This is a genomic window from Shinella sp. M31, from assembly GCF_049199205.1.
Classification (GTDB): domain Bacteria; phylum Pseudomonadota; class Alphaproteobacteria; order Rhizobiales; family Rhizobiaceae; genus Shinella.
The window spans coordinates 1-19,272 of the sequence record NZ_JBLZPH010000095.1; the positions used below are offsets into that span (position 1 = coordinate 1).

The 19,272-nt window shown below is 61.7% G+C and carries 15 protein-coding genes; 13 read left to right on the forward strand and 2 right to left on the reverse strand.

Annotated features, from left to right (window positions below; genetic code table 11):
* The 11 genes from ACOZKU_RS16020 to lpxB all read left to right on the forward strand — a co-directional run.
* Window positions 1-341, forward strand: a 341-nt coding sequence (locus ACOZKU_RS16020) for a uridine monophosphate kinase (RefSeq protein ID WP_421579690.1), incomplete at its 5' end; no start/stop codon positions are given.
* Window positions 342-401: 60 nt separating this feature from the next.
* Entirely contained in the window at window positions 402-962 is a 561-nt protein-coding gene (frr, locus tag ACOZKU_RS16025; protein WP_117371152.1) for a ribosome recycling factor, read from the forward strand.
* Between the two features lie 41 nt (window positions 963-1,003).
* Window positions 1,004-1,750 (forward strand): isoprenyl transferase, encoded by a 747-nt coding sequence (locus ACOZKU_RS16030; RefSeq protein ID WP_421579691.1) that lies wholly within the window; start codon window positions 1,004-1,006, stop codon window positions 1,748-1,750.
* A complete protein-coding gene (locus ACOZKU_RS16035; protein ID WP_421579692.1) occupies window positions 1,750-2,583 on the forward strand; it encodes a phosphatidate cytidylyltransferase in 834 nt (277 codons plus the stop codon). Before ACOZKU_RS16030 ends, ACOZKU_RS16035 begins: the two co-directional genes overlap by 1 nt.
* A gap of 37 nt (window positions 2,584-2,620) precedes the next feature.
* A complete protein-coding gene (rseP, locus tag ACOZKU_RS16040; RefSeq protein ID WP_421579693.1) occupies window positions 2,621-3,754 on the forward strand; it encodes an RIP metalloprotease RseP in 1,134 nt (377 codons plus the stop codon).
* A gap of 239 nt (window positions 3,755-3,993) precedes the next feature.
* The gene (gene bamA / locus ACOZKU_RS16045; RefSeq protein WP_421579694.1) at window positions 3,994-6,345 is read left to right on the forward strand and encodes an outer membrane protein assembly factor BamA; all 2,352 of its coding nucleotides are present in this window, start codon (window positions 3,994-3,996) and stop codon (window positions 6,343-6,345) included.
* A 50-nt stretch (window positions 6,346-6,395) separates the two neighbouring features.
* Complete coding sequence (gene lpxD / locus ACOZKU_RS16050) at window positions 6,396-7,463, forward strand: UDP-3-O-(3-hydroxymyristoyl)glucosamine N-acyltransferase (RefSeq protein WP_421579695.1); 1,068 nt, start codon at window positions 6,396-6,398, stop codon at window positions 7,461-7,463.
* Window positions 7,456-7,923, forward strand: coding sequence for a 3-hydroxyacyl-ACP dehydratase FabZ (fabZ, locus tag ACOZKU_RS16055; RefSeq protein ID WP_257950766.1), 468 nt, complete (start codon window positions 7,456-7,458; stop codon window positions 7,921-7,923). Before lpxD ends, fabZ begins: the two co-directional genes overlap by 8 nt.
* A complete protein-coding gene (gene lpxA / locus ACOZKU_RS16060) occupies window positions 7,920-8,735 on the forward strand; it encodes an acyl-ACP--UDP-N-acetylglucosamine O-acyltransferase (protein WP_421579779.1) in 816 nt (271 codons plus the stop codon). The genes fabZ and lpxA overlap by 4 nt, the downstream gene beginning before the upstream one ends.
* A gap of 5 nt (window positions 8,736-8,740) precedes the next feature.
* The gene (locus ACOZKU_RS16065) at window positions 8,741-9,592 is read left to right on the forward strand and encodes an LpxI family protein (protein ID WP_421579696.1); all 852 of its coding nucleotides are present in this window, start codon (window positions 8,741-8,743) and stop codon (window positions 9,590-9,592) included.
* Window positions 9,593-9,595: 3 nt separating this feature from the next.
* Window positions 9,596-10,774 (forward strand): lipid-A-disaccharide synthase, encoded by a 1,179-nt coding sequence (lpxB, locus tag ACOZKU_RS16070; RefSeq protein WP_421579697.1) that lies wholly within the window; start codon window positions 9,596-9,598, stop codon window positions 10,772-10,774.
* A gap of 32 nt (window positions 10,775-10,806) precedes the next feature.
* On the opposite strand, the gene gltA is transcribed toward lpxB, so the two are convergent.
* Window positions 10,807-12,096 carry a citrate synthase gene (gltA, locus tag ACOZKU_RS16075; RefSeq protein ID WP_421579698.1) on the reverse strand — a complete coding sequence of 430 codons (1,290 nt, stop codon included), beginning with the start codon at window positions 12,094-12,096 and terminating at the stop codon, window positions 10,807-10,809.
* Window positions 12,097-12,401: 305 nt separating this feature from the next.
* Between gltA and ACOZKU_RS16080 the strand changes: the two genes are divergently transcribed.
* The gene (locus ACOZKU_RS16080) at window positions 12,402-14,930 is read left to right on the forward strand and encodes a ComEC/Rec2 family competence protein (protein WP_421579699.1); all 2,529 of its coding nucleotides are present in this window, start codon (window positions 12,402-12,404) and stop codon (window positions 14,928-14,930) included.
* 142 nt (window positions 14,931-15,072) lie between these two features.
* Here the strand turns inward: ACOZKU_RS16080 and lexA are convergent, their stop codons facing one another.
* Entirely contained in the window at window positions 15,073-15,801 is a 729-nt protein-coding gene (lexA, locus tag ACOZKU_RS16085) for a transcriptional repressor LexA (protein ID WP_421579700.1), read from the reverse strand.
* Between the two features lie 565 nt (window positions 15,802-16,366).
* Here lexA and ACOZKU_RS16090 point away from each other — a divergent pair.
* Window positions 16,367-19,204, forward strand: a complete 2,838-nt coding sequence (locus tag ACOZKU_RS16090) for a beta strand repeat-containing protein (protein ID WP_421579701.1) — start codon at window positions 16,367-16,369, stop codon at window positions 19,202-19,204.
* Window positions 19,205-19,272: the final 68 nt, after the last annotated feature.

Consider the following 19,272-nt stretch of genomic DNA (forward strand, 5'->3'; position numbering starts at 1 on the left):
GCGTGGTGATTTTCGCCGGCGGCACGGGCAACCCGTTCTTCACGACCGATAGTGCTGCGGCGCTGCGCGCCGCCGAGATGGGCGCGGAAGCAATCTTCAAGGGCACGCAGGTCGACGGCATCTATTCCGCCGATCCGAAGAAGGACCCGACCGCGACCCGCTTCGATCGCCTGACGCACAGCGAAGTGCTCGAAAAGGGCCTTGCCGTCATGGACGTCGCGGCCGTTGCGCTGGCGCGTGAAAACCACATCCCGATCATCGTCTTCTCCATCCATGAAAAGGGTGGTTTCGCCGAAATATTGACCGGTGGCGGGCGCGGGACCATCGTAACCGACAACTGATTCTGAGTCGGCGCACGCGTCATAGGTGCAGCCGTTCTGTGAGAAAATAGGAGTATTCCGATGAGTGAAGGTATCGACCTGAAGGAACTGAAGCGCCGCATGGACGGCGCGATCACCGCATACAAGAACGACATCGCGTCGCTGCGCACCGGTCGTGCCTCGGCCAACGTGCTCGATCCGGTGCAGGTCGAAGCCTATGGTTCGCGCGTGCCGCTCAACCAGGTCGCCAACATCTCGGTTCCCGAGCCGCGCATGCTGTCCGTTTCCGTCTGGGACAAGGGCATGGTCGGCGCCGTCGAGCGCGGCATCCGCGAATCGAATCTCGGCCTCAACCCGATCATCGACGGCCAGAACCTGCGCATTCCGCTGCCGGAACTCAACGAAGAGCGCCGCAAGTCGCTCGTCAAGGTCGCGCATGACTATGCCGAAAAGGCCAAGGTCGCGATCCGCCACGTCCGCCGTGACGGTATGGATGACCTTAAGAAAGCCGAAAAGGATGGCGATATCGGTCAGGACCTGAGTCGCGCCCAATCCGAAAAGGTGCAGAAGATGACGGACGAGACGATTTTGGACGTCGATCGCTTGCTTGCCGAGAAGGAAAAGGAAATCATGCAGGTTTAAGGCTTTCGCCGCCTGTATTTCTTCTCTTTTCCGGATTGTCCATGAACCAGCTTTCGCCCAGCACCGTACCGGCACACGTCGCCATCATCATGGATGGCAACGGACGCTGGGCGAACGCACGCGGCCTGCCGCGCGCCATGGGACATCGCAAGGGCGTCGAGGCGGTGCGCGAGGCCGTGAAGACGGCGGCCGAATGCGGTGTGTCGTATCTCACGCTCTTCGCTTTCTCCTCGGAGAACTGGAGCCGGCCGGAAAGCGAGGTCTCGGACCTCATGGGGCTGCTCAAGACCTTCATCCGGCGCGACCTCGCCGTGCTGCACAAGCAGAATGTCCGAATCCGCGTCATCGGCGACCGGGTAAATCTGGCAAGCGACATCCTGCCGCTGCTTCTCGAAGCGGAGGAGACGACGCGCGGCAATTCCGGCATCACGCTGGTCATCGCCTTCAACTACGGTTCCCGTGACGAGATCGCCCGTACAGTGCGCAAACTCGCCGAGGACGTCGCCGCCGGCCGCCTCGACCCGTCGCAAATGACCGCCGAGCGGATCGGTGCCTCGCTCGACACGGCCGGTATTCCCGATCCCGACCTCGTTATCCGCACCAGCGGGGAGGAGCGTCTGTCGAATTTCCTGCTCTGGCAGGCCGCCTATGCCGAACTCATGTTCGTTCCCGAATTCTGGCCGGACTTTTCTCGCGACACCTTTCGCGCGGCCCTGGCGCGCTATGCGGCCCGCGAACGCCGTTTCGGCGGCCTGCAGCCTGCCGCCACACTTGCGGTTGGTTCCTGATGCAGACTGAACTTCGCCTGCGTATTCTTTCCGGCATCGTGCTTGCCGCCGTGGTTCTTGCGGCCACCTGGTATGGCGGCCTGGCGTTCCGCCTGCTTGCGGCCGCGATCTCTGTGCTCGTCTATTACGAATGGTCGACGATCACGCGGCTTCCCGATTCGGATTTCCGCGGCAATGCGTTTGGCTGGGCGACCGTCGCCGGCATTGCCGGCCTGGTGATCTTCGGCTTCGACGAGCTGGCACTGCCGGTGCTCCTCACCGCGACAGTTCTCAGCGTGCTCTATGCCCTTGCCGTCACGAAGAACGGCTGGCTTGCCGGCGGCATCGTCTATTCGGGCCTGACGGCCATTTCGCTTGCTGCGATCCGAGGCGATACCGGCGAAGGTTTCGCCGCGATGATCTTCATCTTCGCCGTCGTCTGGGCAACGGACATCCTGGCCTATTTCGTCGGACGCGCCATCGGCGGGCCGAAGCTGGCGCCGCCGATCTCGCCCGGCAAGACATGGTCCGGCGCCATCGGCGGTGCTGTCTCGGCCGTGATCGCGGGTACGCTGGTGCATGCCGCCTTCTTCCCGCTCAACGGTCTGTGGATCCCGGTCATCGCGCTTGTCCTGTCCGTTTGCAGCCAAATCGGGGATCTCTTCGAATCCTTCATCAAGCGTCGGTTCGGCGTGAAGGATTCCAGCCGTCTCATTCCGGGCCATGGCGGGGTCATGGACCGCGTCGACGGCCTTGTTTTCGCCTGCTTCGCCGCGTTCCTCATTGCGCTTGGCGATGCGATCGTGTCGGGTGCCGCAAATGCGCCGGCGGGCGTGTTCCTTTTCGGCCCGTAACCGGCGCCCGTACTCACGAAAGACTGGGGACTGAAACATGGATATGCTGACGGGCTCGGTCGCTTTCTTGACTGGCTATATCGTTCCCTTCCTGCTCGTGCTGACGCTGATCGTGTTCATCCACGAACTCGGCCACTATCTGGCCGGCCGCTGGTCGGGCATCGGCATCACGGCGTTTTCCATCGGATTCGGACCGGAACTTATCGGCTTCAACGACCGGCACGGCACCCGGTGGAAACTTTCGGCCATTCCGCTCGGCGGCTATGTGAAGTTTCTCGGCGACGAGGATGCTGCCTCCATTCCCGACTATGATGCGCTCGCCACCCTGCCGGAGGCCGAGCGCAAGCGCACCTTCCTCGGCGCTGCGCTGTGGAAACGCGCCATCACGGTCGCGGCCGGCCCCATTGCCAATTTCATCCTGGCCATTGCCATCTTCGCGGTGATGTTTTCCATCTACGGCCGCCAGGTCGCCGATCCGATCGTCGCGGAAGTGCGGCCGGGCAGTGCTGCAGAAGCCGCTGGCGTCCAGAAGGGTGACCTGCTGGTGGCAATCGACGGCAATCCAGTCGCGACCTTCGACGACGTTCGCCGCTATGTTAGTGTGCGGCCGGAATTGAAGATCACCGTCACCGTCCGGCGCGACGGCGCAGACCTCGACCTGCCGATGACGCCGCAGCGCACCGAGATCACCGACCAGTTCGGCAACAAGATGGAACTCGGCCTGATCGGCATCGTCACCAATCAGGAGACCGGCAATTTCCGCGTTGTCGAATATGGGCCGGTCGAAGCTGTGGGGCAGGGCGTTCTCCAGAGCTGGCATATCGTGACGGGGACTTTCGATTATCTGGGCAACCTCATCAGCGGCCGCATGAAGGCCGATCAGCTCGGTGGTCCGATCCGTGTTGCGCAGGCCTCCGGCCAGATGGCGACGCTCGGTGTTGCCGCCGTGCTGCAGCTTGCGGCCGTTCTGTCTGTTTCCATTGGACTTTTGAACCTGATGCCGGTTCCGGTACTTGATGGCGGCCATCTGATGTTCTATGCGGTGGAGGCAATCCGGGGCAGGCCTGTCGGGCCCGGGGCGCAGGAGATCGCATTTCGCATCGGCATGGCGCTGGTGCTCATGCTGATGGTCTTTGCGACTTGGAACGACATTTCGATGCTTCTGGGCTGAGAGTACCGGCTTTGGCCGGTTGAGGAAGATAAGAGGAGCCGCTTGCCGCAGGTGTGAATGCTAAGGGTCTGTTTACCGTAATGAAACGCAGGTAGTGGCCTTCAGGCCACGGTTTCAATTGAAGTAAACAGAAATTAACGCGTGACCTTGCTTGTATGGCAAAAGCGGTTAAAACGGCAAACGTGACCGGACTCGGGCGCACGCCCGCCGGGACGTTGAAACGAAGGTAAGTAGTGAAGATGAAAGCTGGTTCAAACTTTTTGAACGCCGTGTCGGCCGTTGCATTGTCGGCCAGTATGGTTGTCACGGGCGGCTCTTTTGCCACGCTTGTCTCCGCATCCGTCGCGGAAGCGGCCACGATTCGCAGCATCCAGGTCCGCGGTGCGGAACGTGTGAGCGCCGAAACGGTCAAGGCCAACGTCACCATCCAGCCCGGCAAGAGCTTCTCCAATGCCGATATCGACGCCTCCGTGCGCCGCCTCTTTGCGACCGGCTATTTCTCGGACGTGAAGATTTCGGTTTCCGGCAGCACGCTCGTCGTCACCGTCAATGAAAACCAGCTGATCAACCAGGTCGTCATCAACGGCAACAAGAAGATCAAGGACGAGAAGCTGATGGGCCTGCTGCGCTCGCAGTCGCTCGGTCCGTACAGCGAAACCGCGATCGAAGCCGACAAGCAGACGATCCGTGACGCCTATGCCTCGATCGGCCGCAGTGACGCGACCGTCACCACGCAGACCTATCCGCTCGGCAACGGTCGCGTAAATCTCGCCTACGTCGTCGATGAAGGTGACCGCACGAAGATCTCTCAGATCAATTTCGTCGGCAATCAGGCCTACAGCAATGGCCGCCTGCAAGCCGTGATCGTCACCAAGAAATCGAACTTCCTGTCGTTCCTGACCCGTAAGGACGTCTACAGCGAAGAGAAGCTGCGCGCCGACGAAGAGGCGCTGCGCCAGTTCTACTTCAACAACGGTTATGCCGACTTCCGCGTCGTTTCGTCCGAAGCCGTGCTGGATGAAGCCTCCAACGAATATGTCGTCACCTTCACGGTGGACGAAGGTCAGCGCTACAATTTTGGTGGCGTGAATGTCGAATCGACCGTTGAAGGGATCGATCCGGAAGAGTTGAAGGGCCTCATCGAGACCCGTGAAGGCAAGACGTACCGCGCCAAGGATGTGCAGGACTCGATGTCCGCGATTTCCCAGCGCGTCGCTGCTGCCGGTTACCCGTTCGCCCGCGTGACGCCGCGCGGCAACCGCGACCTCGGCAACGGCACGATTGCCGTCGACTATCTCGTCGACCAGGGCGAGCGCGCCTATGTCGAGCGCATCGAAATCCGCGGCAACAGCCGCACGCGCGACTACGTCATCCGTCGCGAGTTCGATATCGGTGAAGGCGACGCCTTCAACCAGGAAGTCATCACGCGCGCCAAGCGTCGTTTGGAGGCGCTCGGTTACTTCTCGTCGGTCAACATCACGACCGCACCGGGTAGCCAGTCCGACCGCGTCGTGCTCGTTGTCGATGTTCAGGACCAGTCGACCGGCTCGTTCGGCATTGGTGCCGGCTACGAGACGGGCAAGAACGGCGGCTTCAAGGTCGAAGCTTCGATCGAGGAGAAGAACTTCCTCGGCCGTGGCCAGTATATCCGGGTCGCTGCCGGTACCGGCCGCAACTCGCGTGACTACAGCCTGTCGTTCACCGAACCCTATTTCCTTGGCTACCGCCTCGCTGCAGGTTTTGATATCTTCAGCAACAAGGACGAGAGCGAAGATTACTACACGCTCAACACCAAGGGTTTCACTCTGCGTGTGACGGCACCGATCACCGAAGACCTGTCGACGACGCTCCGCTACAACTATGCGCGGCTGGATTATAATTCTGGTTTGAATTACGACGACCCGGCTGACAGGAAACTCCTTTCCACCCCGTATTGGGACGCTGTCCGTGGTGGACCTTGGGTTCGTTCGTCTGTTTCGCATAGCTTCACGTACGACACCATCGACGACCGCACGCTGCCGCGTGATGGTATCTTCGCTCAGGTTACGCAGGAAGTTGCCGGTCTTGGCGGTGATTCCGAATACTATAAGATCTACGGTAAGGCCCGTTACTTCCACACGCTTATGGAAGATGCCGATGTGATCGGTTCGGTCGCGGTGAGTGGCGGCCATATGTGGGGCTTCGGCACCACGCGGGTCTACGACCAGTTCACGCTGTCGGCCAACGACCTTCGTGGCTTCGAATCGGGCGGTATCGGTCCGCGTGCGACCTCGACGGGCGACTCGATCGGCGGCACGACCTACTTCACCGCATCTGCCGAAGCGTCGTTCCCGATCCCGGGTATCGCACGTGACTCCGGCTTCCGTGGCGCTGTCTTCGTCGATGCCGGTACGTTGTACGGCAACGATGTCAAGACTGCCGCTTCGGACAAGTTGAAGGGCACGGATATGAGCCTGCGCGCCTCCGTCGGCGCCAGCGTGATCTGGGCCTCGCCGTTCGGCCCGCTGCGCTTCGATTATGCTATTCCGATCAAGAAGGAAAAGTACGACGACGTACAGCGCTTCAAGTTCGGTATCGCGACGCAGTTCTGACGACGGCCGTCCAGAACCTCGGAGCACACGGACGTTCTGGAGACTTGCCGATGGAGCATACCCGGTTTTTTCCGCCCCACGACGGTCTTCGTCTGGGTGACCTCGCGAACGCGCTTGGGGCGGAACTTGCCGATGCCGCGCATGCCGATCGTATCGTGCGCAGCGTTTCGCCGGTCAACCGGGCGAAAGAAGGCGATCTCTGCTATATTCTTTCGCGTAAATTTCGTGCCGAACTCGATACGAGCGAGGCAGCGGCGATCCTTTGCGACCGCGCGCTGGTCTCCCTGATTCCCGCGCATATAGCCGTTCTGGTCTCGAAGCGTCCGCACACGGATTTCGCGCGGGCAGGTGAGCTTCTGTATCCGTCCGCCATGCGCCCGGAAGCAATCACCTCCGCGACGGCTTCGATTTCCCCGGCAGCCTATGTCGATCCCGCCGCACGCCTCGAACCGGGTGTCACCGTCGAGCCCATGGCTGTCATCGGCGCGGGTGCGGAGATCGGCGAGGGCAGCCATATCGGCGCCGGCGCGATCATCGGGGCGAATGTGAAGATTGGACGCGACTGCACCATTGCGGCGGGCGCGACCATCCAATGTGCGCTCGTCGGCAACAATGTCATCATTCATCCCGGCGCCCGCATCGGCCAGGACGGTTTTGGTTACGCCCCCGGCCTCAAGCCCGGCATGATCAAGATCGTGCAGATCGGCCGCGTCATCATTCAGGATCATGTCGAGATCGGCGCCAACACGACGGTCGACCGCGGCACGATGGACGATACGGTGATCGGCGAGGGGACCAAGATCGACAACCAGGTTCAGGTTGGCCACAATGTGCGCATCGGCCGACATTGCGGTATCGTCAGCAAGGTCGGTATTGCCGGCAGCACGCGCATCGGCGACGGCGTGATGATCGGCGGCGCATCCGGCATCAATGGCCACATCACCATCGGTGACGGCGTGCAGATCGCTGCCATGAGCGGCGTCGTTGCCGATATTCCGGCCGGTGAAAGATACGGCGGCATCCCAGCCCGCCCGATGCGCGATTTCCTGCGCGACATGGCGGAAATCGCCATGCGGTCCAGCACTCGAGTCCAGAAGAAGGGGGGCAACGATGAGTGAAGAAACCAAGGCGACGCTCGGCGTGGCTGATTTGCGTGAGATTCTCACGCTGCTTCCCCACCGCTACCCGTTCCTGCTCGTCGACAAGATCATCGAGATCGACGACGACAATTCGGCGATCGGTATCAAGAACGTCACGGTGAACGAGCCCCAGTTCATGGGCCATTTCCCCGATCACCCGATCATGCCCGGCGTCCTGCTGATCGAAGGCATGGCGCAGACCGCCGGCGCGATCTGCGCGCGCAAGTCGCGTTCGGGCTCGAACCTCGTCTATTTCATGACGATCGACAATGCCCGTTTCCGCAAGCCCGTCGTGCCCGGTGACCGCGTCGAGTTCCATGTCGTCAAGCAGAAGCAGCGCGGCAATATCTGGAAGTTTCATTGCGATGCAAAAGTTGATGGGCAACTTGTCGCGGAAGCTGATATCGGCGCGATGATCGTGAAAAAGGAAGACGCCTGAAAATGATTGCCGCCAGCGCGAAGATCCATCCGCTCTCCGTCGTGGAAGACGGAGCGGTCATCGGCGAGAACGTCGTCGTCGGCCCCTTCTGCTATGTGGGACCGAAAGTCGTTCTTCACGATAATGTGGAACTTCTTGCGCATGTGGTCGTCACCGGCCGCACGGTTGTCGGCCGCGGATGCCGCGTCTTTTCTAATGCGGTGATTGGCGGCGATCCGCAGAGCCTGAATCACGACGGGGCGGAAACGAGCCTCACCATCGGCGAGAAATGCACCTTCCGCGAAGGCGTGACGGTCAACACCGGTACGACCGAAGGCGGCGGCAAGACTGTTATCGGCGATAACAATCTCTTCCTGGCGAATTCCCACGTGGCGCATGATTGCATGCTCGGCAGCCATATCGTCATGTCGAACAACGTGATGCTGGCGGGCCATGTCGTGGTCGAGGATCGCGTGATCCTCGGCGGCGGCTCGGCCGTGCACCAGTTCACCCGCATCGGTCGACAGGCCTTTATCGGCGGTCTCTCGGCGGTGTCCTACGATGTCATTCCCTATGGCATGCTGAACGGCAATCCCGGCATTCTCGGCGGTCTCAATGTCGTCGGCATGAGCCGCTCCGGCATGGAAAAGACGGCGATCCACGAGGTCCGTCGCGCCTTCAAGCAGATTTTCGAAGGCGAGGGCTCGATCCGCACCAACGCTGCAGCGATCAGGGATGACTATGCCGGCAGCGTTCCGGTCATGCATATCCTCGATTTCATCGCCGCAGACAGCGATCGCGCTCTCTCTTCGCCCAACCGGGGCAAGGGCTGACCGGCATGGCGGACGGCCGGCTGGCCATCATCGCTGGCGGCGGCATGTTGCCGCGCTATGTGGCGGACGCCGCCCGTACCCGCGGCGAAAATCCCTATATCCTTGCCCTCAGCAACGAATCCGGCGAGAATTGGTCCGGCTTCGACCACGAGGTGATTTCCATCGGCAACTATGCCGGTATCGGCGCTGCATTCCGGGAAAAGGGCGTCGACCGTGCCGTGCTCTCTGGTTTCGTGCGCCGCAGGCCCGAATGGCGGGATATTCATGCGCCCTGGAAGGCGCTGCTTGCCGTTCCATCCATTGTGCGCACGCTCATGAAGGGTGGGGACGATACCGTCTTGAAGATGGTCATCCGTCTGATCGAGAGCGAGGGGGTCCGCGTCGTCGGGGCGCATGAAATCGTGCCGGATCTCCTCGGCACGGAAGGTCCGCTTGGAGCCGTCGCGCCGGATACTGCCGCAGAAGGCGATATCACCGCCGCCGCCGCCGCCGCCTTGGCGCTCGGCCGGTTGGACGTGGGGCAGGGTGCCGTTGCCGTAGGCGGCCGTGTTGTGGCTCTGGAGGGCGCCGAAGGCACAGACGGCATGCTGGAGCGCGTGGCGCAACTGCGCGCCGAGGGGCGCATTTCCCGGCGTCGCAAGGGCGTGCTGGTCAAGCTCTGCAAGCCGGGACAGGATTTGCGCGCCGATTTGCCGTCGATTGGCGTTGAAACTTTGCGCCGGGCGCAAGCCGCAGGCCTTGCCGGCATCGCCATCGAGGCCGGTCGCTCGCTGGTGCTGGAGCGCGCCGCCATGGTGGCCGAGGCGGATGCGCACGGGCTTTTCGTCACCGGCATCGTGCCATCGCGAACGGAGTGAAGCATGGCGGACAAGGCGCTCAGAATCGGCATCATCGCCGGCGAAGTCTCCGGTGATCTCTTGGGTGGCGATCTGATCGCGGCGCTGCGGGAGACCTATAGAGGCCCTATCGACCTCGTCGGGGTCGGCGGGGAAGCATTGGAGCGGCAGGGCCTGAAATCCCTGTTCGATTTCTCCGAGCTCTCCATCATGGGCATTTCGCAGGTTCTGAAGCGCCTGCCGTCACTGCTGCGCCGCATTCGCCAGACGGCGGACGCCCTGATCGCCGCGCGCCCCGATGTGCTCGTCATCATCGACAGCCCGGATTTCACCCATCGCGTCGCCAGGCGCGTGCGAAAGGCCCTGCCGGACCTGCCGGTCGTCAACTATGTCTGCCCGAGCGTCTGGGCCTGGAAAGAAGAGCGCGCACCGCGCATGCGCGGTTATGTCGATCGCGTGCTTGCCTTGCTGCCCTTCGAGCCCGCCGCAATGCAGCGCCTCGGCGGCCCCGAGACCATCTATGTCGGCCATCGCCTCATCAGCGATCCGCAGGTCCAGCACGTTCGCGAGGCAAGGCTTGCCCGGACCGATTACGACCCTTCGGAAAAAACATGCCTGCTGCTTCCCGGCTCGCGCTCCACGGAGATCACCCGGTTGCTTCCGGTGTTCGGCGATGCAGCCCGGGAGCTTTCCGCCCGCAATCCCGGCATCCGCTTCCTTGTGCCCACCGTGCCGCGCCAGGAGGCGCTGGTGCGGCGGCTGACGGCCGATTGGCCGGTAAAGCCCGTCATTACCATCTCGCAGGACGAGAAGTGGCAGGCCTTTGCGCAGGCGGATGCGGCGATTGCGGCATCCGGCACGGTCATTCTGGAACTGGCGCTCGCCCGCGTGCCCGTCATTTCCACCTACAGGTTCGACTGGCTGGCCAATCTCTTCCTGCGCAAGATCAAGATCTGGACCGCAGCGATCCCAAATCTCATTGCGGACTATACGGTCGTGCCGGAATATCTGAACGAGCAGGTTCGGCCCGGTAGCCTCGCACGCTGGTTCGAACGCCTGTCGGCGGAGACTGCGGAACGTCGCGCCATGCTGGAAGGCTATGACCTCGTCTATCATCGCATGCAGACGGTGCGGCCGCCCGGCGAGACCGGGGCGGCGGTCATCCTCGATCTTCTCGCAACGAAAAAGCCCGGTCAGTTTTGACCGGGCTTTATTATTTTTAGGGATCTCTGCGATCAGCGCTTGGAGACCGGCATGTAATCGCGCTTCGGCTCGCCGATATAGAGCTGGCGCGGGCGGCCGATGCGCTGTTCCGGGTCTTCGATCATTTCGTTCCACTGGGCAATCCAGCCGACCGTACGGGCGAGCGCGAAGAGCACGGTGAACATGGTGGTGGGGAAGCCGAGCGCCTTCAGCGTGATGCCGGAATAGAAGTCGATGTTCGGGTAGAGCTTCTTCTCGATGAAGTACTCGTCCGTCAGCGCGATGCGCTCGAGCTCCATCGCGACTTCCAGCATCGGATCGTCCTTGATGCCGAGCTCGCCGAGAACCTCATGCGTCGTCTTCTGCATGATCTTGGCGCGCGGATCGTAGTTCTTGTAGACGCGGTGGCCGAAGCCCATCAGGCGGAACGGATCATTCTTGTCCTTGGCGCGGGCGACATATTCCGGAATGCGCTCGACCGAGCCGATTTCCGAGAGCATGTTGAGGGCCGCTTCATTGGCGCCGCCATGGGCCGGGCCCCAGAGGCAGGCAATGCCGGCCGCGATGCAGGCAAACGGGTTGGCGCCCGAGGAGCCGGCGAGGCGAACGGTCGAAGTCGAGGCGTTCTGCTCGTGGTCTGCATGCAGGATGAAGATGCGGTCCATGGCGCGGGCCAGAACCGGGTTCACCACATACTCTTCACAGGGCACCGCAAAGCACATGCGCAGGAAGTTCGACGCGTAGTCGAGGTCGTTCTTCGGGTAAACGAAGGGCTGGCCGATATGGTACTTGTAGGCCATGGCGGCGATCGTCGGCATCTTGGCGATCATGCGCAGCGACGCGACCATGCGCTGGTGCGGATCGGTGATGTCGGTCGAGTCGTGGTAGAAGGCCGACAGGGCGCCCACGCAGCCGCACATGACGGCCATCGGATGGGCGTCGCGACGGAAGCCGGTGAAGAAGCGGCTCATCTGCTCGTGCACCATGGTGTGATGCGTCACGCGATGATCGAAATCGTCCTTCTGGGACTTCGTCGGCAGTTCGCCGTACAACAGCAGGTAGCAGACTTCCAGGAAGTCGCCATGCTCGGCCAGCTGGTCGATGGGATAGCCGCGATGCAGCAGGACGCCTTCGTCGCCGTCGATATAGGTGATCTTCGATTCGCAGGATGCGGTGGAGGTGAAACCGGGATCGTAGGTGAAGGCGCCGGTATTCTTGTAGAGGGTGCCGATGTCGATCACATCGGGGCCGATCGTCCCGGATCGCGTCGGCAGCTCAACTGTCTTGCCACCGATCGATACACCCGCGCTAGTTCCTGTCATGACGATCCTCCGTTGTTTCGAATGGTGGCACGCATTTGTGCCGCACCCATGAACATGCTCGTTTTGCTAGCCCATTTACGGTGCCCTGCCAAGCAATACGAAAGGCAAATTGTGCACTGCGAAAATAAGCGTTCCGGCAACGCAATATCTACCCTTTCGACGAAGTTGCAAGCAACCTGTGCGCGTGCCCGCGCAATTGCGGAGGGCGCATCCTATCTTGCTGGCTTAGTATTTTTCCCGCCTACTGTTGATTGAAGTTTTTTGTCGTCGATTGCATTATGGTGGCAGAAAAAGGGGCCGGGATCATGGCCGGGGTGAAGGAGGCGGAGAAACGGGAGGCACTGCGCGAGGCCGACGCCTGGCGAACGTTTTCCGACGTCCCATCGCCACCGATAGCACTCGATGACGTGCAGCACGGGGGCGCGTTGCCTGCCGCTCTGAGACGGATCGAAAGCCGGCTTCGGCACGCCGTTCTTCCACCAAAAAACATGCACGCCGCCTTTGCCGAGGAACGGGCACACGGTCATTTCTTTCTGTTCGTACCGGTCTTTCTCGGCGCGGGAGCCGCTCTCTGGTTTGCTGCTCTTTCCGATCCCTCCGTTCTCGCTCTTTTTGTTCTCGCCTGTGCCACCTTCTGGCCCGCCTGGCGCCTGCGCCACCGGGAGGATTGGCGGGCGCTTTCCGCCGGGGCTGCGTTTCTTGTGCCTGTCGGCATGCTGCTTGCAGCCTTCGAAAGCGCCCGGCTCGATACCGTCCTGCTCGACGCACCGGTGACCACGCAGATTACCGGCCGCGTGCTGTCGCGCGAAAGCGACGAGCGGGGCGCTGTCCGCTACCGCATCGCGCTGACGGCGACACAGGATCCCATCCTAAAGCGTGCACCCAGTGTGGTGACGGTTCTCGCGCGCAACCGGCACGAATCGATCCCGATCGGCGGTGGCATTGCAGGCCGTGCACGGCTCAATCCACCATCCGGCCCCGCTTTGGCCGGGCTCAACGATTTCGCTTTCGATGCCTATTTCGCCGGCAATGGCGCGGTTGGTTATTTCTATAAGGCACCGCAACAGGTTGCGGCGAAACCGGCGGGTCTTGAGGAGCGGATCCGGCAGGAGATCGCGACATGGCGCAACAATCTGACCGAGCATATCCGCGGCCGGATCGGCGGCGATGCAGGCGCCATCGCCGCCGCCCTGGTGACGGCCGAACAGCGTGCGATCAGCCCGGAAACGGTGGAGGCGTTGCGGCAGGCGGGGCTCGCCCATGTGCTGGCGATATCCGGGCTCAACATGGTGCTGGCGGCCGGCACGTTTCTCGTCGGCGCACGCATGCTGATGGCGCTGATCCCCGGTTTTGCCGAGCGATATCCGGCAAAGAAAATCGCCGCCGCCGGGGCGCTCGTCATGGTGACGCTCTATATTCTCGTCTCGGGCGGGGCGCTTTCGGCGGTTCGGTCGTGGATCATGATCTGCGTCATGCTCGTCGCCGTGCTGTTCGGCCGGTCGGCGATCAGCCTGCGCAATGTCGCGCTCTCGGCCATCCTCATCCTGGTGATTACGCCGTCGGCGGTCACCAATCCCGGTTTTCAGATGTCCTATGCCGCAACGCTGGGGCTTGTCGCCGGCTATGCGGCATGGCGCGAGCGGCCGGTGAAACGGGAGAGCCGGGGCGGGGTGTTGCCGGCCGCCGGCGGTTCGGCCGGCCGCTTCCTCGGCGGATTGGTGCTCTCCTCGCTGATCGGCGGTTTTTCGACGCTGATCTATTCGATCGGCCACTTTAACCGGATTCCGGCCTATGGGCTGGCGGGCAACCTCCTCACCATGCCCGCCATCAGCGCCATCGTCATGCCCTTCGGCCTCGTCGCCGTGCTGCTGATGCCTTTCGGGCTCGATGCCATTCCCTTCGCGATCATGGGCAAGGGGATCGAGTGGATGATCGCCCTGTCCAACTGGGTGGCGAGCTGGAAGGGCGAGATCGTCACCGGCCGCATCCCGTTCGCCGCCTTTCTGCTGATCGGGTTCGGCGGCGGGCTCGTCTGTATCCTCAGAACGCGCCTTCGCCATGCGGGAACATTGCTCGTGCTGATCGGCATCGCCGTCGCATTCCGGCCCGGTGATCACAGAAGGCCCGAGGTTCTGGTCTCGGAAGACGGCCGCCTCGTCGCCATCCTGCGCGAGAGTGGGGTTGCGACGAACCGTGCCCGCCCGCCGGATTTCGTCTATGCGCAATGGCGCCGGGCCCTGCGGCTGGACGAGGTCGTCAAGCCGACGATGCGAAAGACCGCCGGGCTGACGGTCGAAGTACAGGATGCTGCTGACGAAACCACGAAAAAACGAAAATCGCCACGCCACAAGGCAAATCGCGAAAAGGCGAAAGCGGCCATGCTGTCCGCGCTCGACGCGGCGGCAAAGCAGGCGGGTTTCGTCTGCGAGACCAAGGCTTTCTGCGTGGCCGTTTCACCAAACGAATGGCGTATCGCCACGCTGGAAGACGTCGCGTTCCTCGGCACGGCCTGCGATCTCGCAGACCTCGTCATCACGCAGGTGCCGCTTCGCACCGCTGCGTGCCGCTCCGGTGCAAAGCTCATCACCGCCCGACACCTGCGGCGAACCGGAGCCCTGGAGATCATTGCCGCCGAGGAGGAAAATGCTCCCTTCATGCTCGAAGCCAGCATCACGCCTGCCGTTGAAACGCTGGATCGCCCGTGGTCGCGCCACCGCACCTATGACTGGCGAACCGGAACTTACACCAGCGGCAACGCCGAGGGAGACCGTCGCCAAAGCGGCGCTCACGGCGGCTTCATTGACGTCGAGGCGATCAGCCCGAGCGATTTTTGAGCTCAACACCTCGTTGGCCGGTCCGGCAAATCCAGTCCTAGAACCGCACAGGCTCGGCGCCTTGATGAAGGCGCACAATCCAGAAAGCAGGTATGCACTCTCAGAGGCGCGCTATAGCACGAGCGCCTCCGGCAGGGTTCGCTTAGTTGTAACGCCGGATAAGCCCGACCAGCTTGCCCTGGATCTTCACGCGATCCGGTCCGAAGATGCGGGTTTCATAGGCGGGGTTGGCGGCTTCGAGCGCGATGGATGCACCCTTGCGGCGGAAGCGCTTCAGCGTGGCTTCCTCGTCGTCGACGAGCGCCACGATGATTTCCCCGGGATTGGCGCTGCTGGTATCGCGAATGATGACCGTGTCGCCATCGAAGATGCCGGCTTCGATCATCGAATCGCCCTTGACCTCCAGCGCGTAGTGAGCTCCGCTACCGATCATTTCGGCCGGGACGGTGATGTCATGCGTGTTGTTCTGAATGGCGGAGATCGGCACGCCCGCGGCGATACGGCCCATGACGGGCACGGAGACCGAAGACGACATGACGTCTGATTGCGGTGTTGCGACCCGGTGCGGGGGCGTCGGTGCCGCCGGCTGTTTGCCGCGGCTGCCTTCGACAACGGTGGGTGAAAAGCCGCGACGGGGCTGCTGGCTTGCCGAATAGGCTTCGGGAAGCTTGATGACCTCGAGCGCCCGCGCCCGGTTGGGCAAGCGGCGAATGAAGCCGCGCTCCTCGAGCGCCGTGATGAGACGATGGATACCGGATTTGGAGGCGAGATCCAGCGCGTCCTTCATCTCGTCGAACGACGGCGGGATGCCGGATTCCTTCATACGCTCGTGAATGAACAGGAGCAGTTCCTGTTGTTTGCGCGTCAGCATGGCCTCTCCACCGAGAATCGTGAAACAAATCCAGAACAGACACTATCTGTTCCATATGTGTTCCGCAAGGGGCCGCTGAAACAATATGGCGATGAAACCGTGCTCCCGTACTGGCCAAAAGGAACGGCACGGATACCGGTCAAGGGATGCGGGAGGCTTGCCTTGCGCCGTACTAGGGTCCTGTGGGATATCAAATGTAAGAAAAAAAGATAATTATAGAATAAGCTCGGATTCACGCGCGTTCTTTATTTCGAGGCGTCATTGAGAACGACGCGCTCAAGGACTGAAGGAGCACCTCAACGCGAAACTACGTCGCGTTGGGGGAAGGGATTTCCTCTCTGTCTTCTCTGTGAACCGAACCATCTGCGATGGGCAGCTCCTCTATGCAACACGGGCTGACGACACCCGTGTTCCCGACTCCGCAAGCAAAGATGTCGTCTTGTTCACTGGCCTTTCTCTTGTCGAGTGGCCTGATGCGCGCTGTTGAATGCGTTCGCATGAAACCGCGGTTCTACCGAAATCACGCTGAATTCCGATCAATCACAGCAGTTCAGGAGTGTTACCGATGACCGTCACAACCACCTTCGCCACGACCACCACGACCGCCCAGTTCGGGGTAAATACGTTCACGCCGGGTACCCAAATCCTGCCGGACGTGCTGGGACTCGACAATGGCGGCTTCGTCGCCGCTTACAATACCGCAAACGGCAACTTCATTCTCTTGGATTTCTACGATGCCGACTCAAATCAGGTCGGCAGTTTCCGCGTCCCCTATGACGACGCCAACACTGAGCCTCCCGGAAAGCCTTCGCTGACCAAGCTTGCCAATGGCAACGTCTTGGTCGTGTGGGATGACAACAACCCGGCCGAAAGCGAACTGATCGGCCGCATCTTCGACCAGGACGGCAATGCTGTCGGCGGCGAACTGACCCTGAGCGGTCCGTCGATCGCTTTCGAGGACCCGATCACCAGCGCGCTCAGCGGGGGCGGCTTCGTCATCAGCTTTACGTTCGGAGGCAATATCTTCTTCGGCCGCTACAGCGACACCGGCGTCCAGTTGGGCAGCTTCACCCAAGTCAATGCGGCGACCGTCGGCATCCAGAACGACGCGTCCGTCGTCGGGTTGGCCGATGGCGGCTTCGTCGTCACCTATACGGACACCGACCCGGCCAACCAGCCGCTCAGGGCCACGATCTACAATGCCGACGGCAGCCTGCGCACCGCAGACTTCGTGATCGATGGCTTCGGTGACAACACGCAATCAGCATTGGCGGCGCTGCCGAACGGCAATTGGGCCGTGGTTTACACGGACTCCGGCTGGGCAGAAGGCGGCACGCTGGGCAATGGCATCACGCTCGAAATTTTCGACGCCAACGGGGTCGCCCAGACCGGTTTCATCAAGGTCAACACCTCAAGCACCGTAGACGAGGTCGATCCCGACATTGCCGTCCTGTCGAACGGCTTCATCGTCGTCAGTTGGACGCGCCCCTTTAACGGCACTGTCGATGACATCTTCGCCCGCATCTTCGATCAGAACGGCAATGCCTTGTCGGCCAACTTGGCGAGCGAATTCGCAATCGCGGCGGAAGGTCTCGACCGCGACATTCTGTCTGCCCTCGGCATCCTGCAAAATGGCAAATTCGTCACCGTATGGCAGGATAGCGGCGATACCGACGGCGACGCCGGCCGCATCACCGGCGAAGTGAACGAACTGATCCGCACCAGCGTCAGCGACGGTGCAAGCGATACGATCCAGGTCGATTCGCTGCACGACATCGCGTCGGGCAATGCCGGCAACGATACGTTCCAAGGGGGCGGTCTCGACGCCTTTGCCAACGACACGATCGACGGCGGTGCGGATTCCGACCGCATCCTGGCCACCGGCGACATCAGCCTCGTGGACACGACGATCATCTCTGTCGAGGAAATCGAGTTCGAGGCCGTGGCACCGGAAAAGCTCGTCATCGTCCGCGCCGACCAGATCGGAGCCGGCCTTGCAGCCGATCTCGTTCTCGACTTTGCGGCTGTCGGTACGGCTGACCGTTTCCGCGTCGAAATGCGCGATGCCACCTCGGTCGACCTGTCACAACTCCAAGTGCAGGATTTCAATCCCAATGTCGGTGAGGGCGACCGGCTGATCATCCTCGGCGACAACGACGACGAAACGATGCGCGGAACGTCGGTGCGTGACGAATTGTTTGGCACGGGAGGCAACGACGTACTGGACGGCGGCGCGGGTGGCGACTATCTGTCCGGCGGAACCGGTTCCGACCGGGTCACCTATGCCCATGCGGCGGCCGGCGTGGTCGCAAGCCTTTCCAGCCCGGGAGGCAATACCGGTGAAGCGGCTGGCGACACCTACAACTCTATCGAGAATCTCACCGGTTCTGCGTTCAACGACACCCTGACCGGCACGAACGGCACCAACAGCATTCTCGGTGGGAACGGTGACGACAGGATCTCCGGCCTCGGCGGAAACGACAACATCTTCGGCAACGATGGCAACGACGTCCTGCTCGGTGGCGCGGGCGCGGACAAGTTTTCCGGCGGCGCCGGAAGCGATCGGGTGACCTATGAGGATGCTGCCGCGGCCGTGATCGCCAATCTTTCCAGTTCGGGAGGCAACACCGGGGAGGCAGCTGGCGACACCTATAATTCGGTCGAAAACCTAACCGGCTCGGCCTTCAACGACACGCTGACGGGCAATAACGGCACCAACAGCATTCTCGGCGGCAATGGCGCGGACACGATCTCCGGCCTCGGCGGGAGCGACAATTTGTTCGGGCAGGATGGCAACGACACCTTGATCGGTGGGGCCGGCGCCGACGCGTTGTCAGGCGGCAATGGAACGGACAGGGCCTCCTATCAGACGGCCGCGGCCGGTGTGGTTGCAAGCTTGACAACGCCGGCCAGCAATACCGGCGACGCGGCGGGCGACACCTATTCATCGATCGAAAATCTGACCGGTTCGGCCTTCAATGACACGTTGACGGGCAACAGCAATGTCAACGTCCTGATCGGCGGCAATGGCAACGATACGCTGAACGGTCGGGCCGGCAATGACACGCTGACCGGGGGCAGCGGGAACGACACGTTCCTGTTCAATACGGCGCTCGGGGCCGCCAACGTCGATTCCATCACGGACTTCAACTTCGCCAACGACACGATCCAACTGGATAATGCCATCTTCAACGCAATTGTCGGTGTGGGCGTCCTCAGTGCCGCGCAGTTCGTCGCCAATACGAGCGGCACGGCAGGCGATTCCAACGATCGCATCATTTACGAAACCGATACCGGGAAGCTGTTCTACGACAGCAACGGCAATGCGGCGGGTGGATCGGTGCTGTTTGCGACGCTTTCTGCAGGGCTCGGCATCACCAATGCCGATTTCTTCATCGTCTAGAGCAGTTCCGGTTCGCAGGAAATGCTTTAGGTTCTTGTATTACCGCATTTCCAGGCAAAGCGACTTCG

What these genes read in the sequence shown, in the direction of transcription:
- ACOZKU_RS16065 (WP_421579696.1), top strand. Translation starts at nt 8,741, where the DNA reads ATGGCGGACGGCCGGCTGGCCATCATCGCTGGCGGCGGCATGTTGCCG.
- rseP (WP_421579693.1), top strand. Translation starts at nt 2,621, where the DNA reads ATGGATATGCTGACGGGCTCGGTCGCTTTCTTGACTGGCTATATCGTT.
- ACOZKU_RS16035 (WP_421579692.1), top strand. Translation starts at nt 1,750, where the DNA reads ATGCAGACTGAACTTCGCCTGCGTATTCTTTCCGGCATCGTGCTTGCC.
- ACOZKU_RS16030 (WP_421579691.1), top strand. Translation starts at nt 1,004, where the DNA reads ATGAACCAGCTTTCGCCCAGCACCGTACCGGCACACGTCGCCATCATC.
- lexA (WP_421579700.1), bottom strand. Translation starts at nt 15,801, where the DNA reads ATGCTGACGCGCAAACAACAGGAACTGCTCCTGTTCATTCACGAGCGT.
- fabZ (WP_257950766.1), top strand. Translation starts at nt 7,456, where the DNA reads ATGAGTGAAGAAACCAAGGCGACGCTCGGCGTGGCTGATTTGCGTGAG.
- lpxB (WP_421579697.1), top strand. Translation starts at nt 9,596, where the DNA reads ATGGCGGACAAGGCGCTCAGAATCGGCATCATCGCCGGCGAAGTCTCC.
- ACOZKU_RS16080 (WP_421579699.1), top strand. Translation starts at nt 12,402, where the DNA reads ATGGCCGGGGTGAAGGAGGCGGAGAAACGGGAGGCACTGCGCGAGGCC.
- gltA (WP_421579698.1), bottom strand. Translation starts at nt 12,096, where the DNA reads ATGACAGGAACTAGCGCGGGTGTATCGATCGGTGGCAAGACAGTTGAG.
- ACOZKU_RS16090 (WP_421579701.1), top strand. Translation starts at nt 16,367, where the DNA reads ATGACCGTCACAACCACCTTCGCCACGACCACCACGACCGCCCAGTTC.
- lpxD (WP_421579695.1), top strand. Translation starts at nt 6,396, where the DNA reads ATGGAGCATACCCGGTTTTTTCCGCCCCACGACGGTCTTCGTCTGGGT.
- bamA (WP_421579694.1), top strand. Translation starts at nt 3,994, where the DNA reads ATGAAAGCTGGTTCAAACTTTTTGAACGCCGTGTCGGCCGTTGCATTG.
- frr (WP_117371152.1), top strand. Translation starts at nt 402, where the DNA reads ATGAGTGAAGGTATCGACCTGAAGGAACTGAAGCGCCGCATGGACGGC.